The following is a 731-nucleotide window of genomic DNA, read 5'->3' on the forward strand; positions in this document are numbered from 1 at the left end:
CGCGGCGGCGCAACTCGTCGAGCGTTGCGACCGGGAACCCCGTTTCGCAGCTGACCTGCATGCCCTCCACCCACCGGAACCGCGGGCCGTCGCACGCCGCCTGGGGGTTCTGCCCGTGGTCGGCGATGCGCACCATCACCTGCACGTGCCCCTGGGGCTGCATCATTCCGCCCATCACCCCGAAGCTCAGCACCGGTTCGCCGTCTTTGGTCACAAACCCCGGGATGATGGTGTGGTAGGGGCGCTTGTTCGGGGCCACTGCGTTCGGATGCCCTTGGGCGGCAGTGAAATTCGCGCCCCGATTTTGCAGCGAGATCCCGGTGCCCGGCACCACCACGCCCGAGCCGAACCCCATGTAGTTCGACTGGATCATCGACACCATCATCCCCGCGGCGTCGGCGGCGGTCAGGTAGACGGTTCCACCCGCCGGGGCGCCGGCGGATGCCGGCCTGGCCCGTCGGCGGTCGATCAGTGCCGCGCGCTGCTTCAGGTACTCCTGGTCCAACAGGCGCTCGGGCGACAGCGGCATGTGCTCGATGTCGGCGACATACGCCTGGGCGTCGGCGAACGCCAGCTTCACCGCCTCGATCTGCAGGTGCACGCTGTCCGCGGAATCGACCGGCAGCGAGGCCAAGTCGAAGTGTTCCAGGATGCCCAGGGCGATCAGCGCGACGATTCCCTGGCCGTTGGGTGGTATCTCGTGCACCGTGTATCCGCGGTAGCCGCCGTCG

The 731-nt window shown here is 68.4% G+C and carries 1 protein-coding gene; it reads right to left on the bottom strand.

The annotated features are described in order from the left end of the window. Window positions 1-731, bottom strand: a 731-nt coding sequence (locus A5622_RS07205; RefSeq protein WP_197507964.1) for a gamma-glutamyltransferase family protein, incomplete at both ends; no start/stop codon positions are given.

The sequence above is a fragment of the Mycobacterium sp. 1245801.1 genome (assembly GCF_001673055.1).
Taxonomy (GTDB): Bacteria; Actinomycetota; Actinomycetes; order Mycobacteriales; family Mycobacteriaceae; genus Mycobacterium; species Mycobacterium europaeum_A.